Source organism: Ulvibacter litoralis (genome assembly GCF_900102055.1).
Classification (GTDB): domain Bacteria; phylum Bacteroidota; class Bacteroidia; order Flavobacteriales; family Flavobacteriaceae; genus Ulvibacter; species Ulvibacter litoralis.
Map to the genome: position 1 here is coordinate 1 of NZ_FNBA01000034.1, position 3,040 is coordinate 3,040.

General features: G+C 31.4%; 4 protein-coding genes. All 4 read right to left on the bottom strand.

Annotated features, from left to right (window positions below; genetic code table 11):
• Nucleotides 1-305: 305 nt before the first annotated feature.
• A complete protein-coding gene (locus tag BLQ00_RS17215) occupies nt 306-734 on the bottom strand; it encodes a hypothetical protein (RefSeq protein ID WP_139149457.1) in 429 nt (142 codons plus the stop codon).
• 298 nt (nt 735-1,032) lie between these two features.
• On the bottom strand, nt 1,033-1,545 hold the full coding sequence (locus tag BLQ00_RS17220; RefSeq protein WP_093145558.1) for a hypothetical protein: 513 nt from the start codon (nt 1,543-1,545) through the stop codon (nt 1,033-1,035).
• A gap of 259 nt (nt 1,546-1,804) precedes the next feature.
• Nucleotides 1,805-2,602, bottom strand: coding sequence for a hypothetical protein (locus BLQ00_RS17225; RefSeq protein ID WP_175445489.1), 798 nt, complete (start codon nt 2,600-2,602; stop codon nt 1,805-1,807).
• 243 nt (nt 2,603-2,845) lie between these two features.
• Nucleotides 2,846-3,040 (bottom strand): hypothetical protein (locus BLQ00_RS17735; RefSeq protein ID WP_217629444.1); only part of this gene is annotated, 195 nt, incomplete at its 5' end.

Genomic DNA, 3,040 nt, shown 5'->3' on the forward strand with positions numbered 1-3,040 from the left:
AGCTGCAAATCCAAAAACTTCATAACCAGAGTCAAGTACGTTATAATATTCTTTCAGTTTAGTTGTGTTTTAATTGTTGCCAACGGGTTTGTATATTGCTCGTTGCGCGTGGCGAAGTGTGAGGCTTGAAGCGACGACACGTTCATTTTTCTAGTTTAGTTCCTAATTCGACTTCGTCGCGTGAGACTCAGCAAGACAAGCGTAACGTAATTTTCGTATGACTAATATAGTTAATTAATTATTGAGAGTTTTCTCTTAGTTCAAAATTAAGCGATGGGGAATATACGGTGTTGGCAAATCGTTTTTTATTCAGAGTATAATTCAAAGTTGTCGAGCATAAATTCAATCAGTTTTATTTCCTCATCGCTTAAAATTCCATCTCCATTAATCGAAACAATTACAATAGCTTTATTTTCAGAGAATATTTTCCAGAGCCAATCATTTCCATCCTTTTTATATTTTCCGCTTATTTTTAATCCGTTTCCGAATTCCTTTAATTCCGGTTCAGTTTGCAATTCATATCCTTTGGTTACTTCAGCCATAAATTCAGTTAAGACTTTCGAGTCAACTTCTCCGTTTGCTTCATATCCAGAAAGAGTCATATTCGTTTCTCCATTCGGCGAAGTTATTGTCACAATTCCGTCTTTATCTTCGTTTATGATATAATCTTTCGGATGAAATATATGATATCGTGCTGTAGAAGGAATGTATTTAATCATTTCAACTTTTGACATACAGGATGAAATAAAAGAAATTATTATTAATATTATAATGAAATTTAGTTTTGAGCTCAATTTTCAAATGTTTGCCAACGGGTTTGTATAACGATTGTTGCGTTTGGCGCAGCGCGCTGAGGGCAGCAGCGACAAGTTCGTACTTCTCTTTTTAGTTCCAAATTATTCAGAGCTGCGTGAGACTCAGAAGGGCAAGCGTAACGTTATTTTTCAGTAACCAATATAGTTAAATATTTGTAGAAATTATTGTAAAATTAACGCAAGAGCAATGATTGGTATACTTTGTTGGTTGTAGTTTTTAATCTTTAAGTGACTTTGCAGTTTTAATATAATCATCTCTAAATTTATCCTTGTTTTCAAGTAAAGTCCAGCATAATATTTTGTAAAAATGTGTCTCTGTCTCAACTGTTGTAATTAGCATGTAGAAATCATTTTCATTTACATTAAAAGTCATTTCGACTTGGGCGTGTTTTTTCTGATTTGATTTGAATTCAACGACATCAGTTATAGTTCTATTTTTAGATTCAATTTGGTAATCCTTAATAAAAAAGTTGAGAAATTCTTTTGAATCAATAAAAGTTGTTCCTAGAGAAGTCAATTCATCTTTGGAGTCTGGTATAACAATTATATAGGCTTCTTTTAAAGTGTTTTTATATTGTAACGTCGCTGAATCATTTAGGTCATATGTCTTTGTTAAATAATTTGGAATTTCTAAAGTGTAACAATGTCCGCCTTTTTCAGTTGTAAATTCCTGAGAAAAAGAATAGGACGTAATAAAAAATGTTACAATGTAAAAGAAAAATAATCTCATATAATTTTTAGTTTTTATTAATATGTTATTTAATTACAACCAACGGGTTTGTATAATAATTGTTGCGTTTGGCGCAGCGCGATGCTGGCAGCGGCGACGAGTTCAAACTACACTTCTTAGTCCCAATTATTCAGAGCCGCGTGAGACTCAGAAAGGCAAGCGAGTTCGAATTTTCAGAAACCAATATAGTCAAATATTTGTAATGAATATACTTCTAGTTACCTCAAGAGCAATGATTAGTATACGGTGTTACCCATAGTTATTTTTCCACAAACTCTTTGTTTATCGACTTTTCAAATAATTGTTCTATTTCACTTTTAGTCAGATTTTTCATAAACTCAACATCATCTTCGTCAATTCCGCTGTAAAAAATAACTCCTGTACCTTGCACTTTAAAATCAAGAATATTGTCAAGAGAAACTTGTGTTTTAGTACTATCAATTTTTCTCAAAGATATTTTAGTCCAAATCTCCGCTTTTTTATCATCCAAATTAATTTTGTATGAACCAATTGGAACAATACTGTCGTGATAAATTCTTAATTCCTTTTTTACAGTTTCTAAATCGTAATTTAATGTCGTTTCAAAATCTGATTTTAAATTCAGTTCTTCAATATGTGCGGCTAAAGTTGTTGCAATAAAACTGAAACTGCAAATTGCTATGATTATCGGTTTAAATATTCTATTCGGTTCTTTTGTGGTTATTTGTCTTTTATTCCAATAAGAATATGAAATTGGTAAAATTAACAAAGCCATTAAATCCGAGTAATCTACTGTTCGGTTTATTCCGATTCCGTATGAGTGAGCAAAATCAAACATTGGTTGTGAAAATTCCGATTTCCAAAACACGAATAAAATTCCACTTAAAATATAAATTGGTTTTATCCTTTTCGGAAAGAAACAACTGAAGAAATATGGAAAAGCAAATAATCCAGCAATATCTGATAGTTTTCCAGTCAGATAATTGTGATATTCAAATTTCAAGTATAAATCGTTAATCAGTAATAGAAAAATTGACGCAAGAAATAAAAATCGGTAAAGGTGTTTCTCTTTAGTCACGATGTTTTTTTTAATTATGGGTAACGGGTTTGTATAATAATTTTAGCGCTTGGCGCAGTGTGCGGCTTGAAGCGGCGACACCTTTTTAGTTCTTTATTTAGTTCCGATTATTCGGAGCTGCGTGAGACTCAGAAGGACAAGCGTTACGTATTGTTCCGATGACTAAAATAGTGAATTTTAAGTACTAAACATTCTGTAATTATGGAAAAGCTATGATTATTATACAGTGTTACCTACAGTTGTTTATTCAGAGATTCCATACCAACTTAAATTATCTTTATAGTCGATGGAATCATTTTTATAAACTCTATAAATGCTATTTACTCCTGTAAATTTGATAATGCTTTTTAGTGAATCAATATAACTTTGAGATACATTTTTATCAATTATCATATTTACATTCACACTTTTTATCTCATCTTCTTTGACTTCATTCAA

What these genes read in the sequence shown, in the direction of transcription:
- BLQ00_RS17215 (WP_139149457.1), bottom strand. Translation starts at nt 734, where the DNA reads ATGTCAAAAGTTGAAATGATTAAATACATTCCTTCTACAGCACGATAT.
- BLQ00_RS17220 (WP_093145558.1), bottom strand. Translation starts at nt 1,545, where the DNA reads ATGAGATTATTTTTCTTTTACATTGTAACATTTTTTATTACGTCCTAT.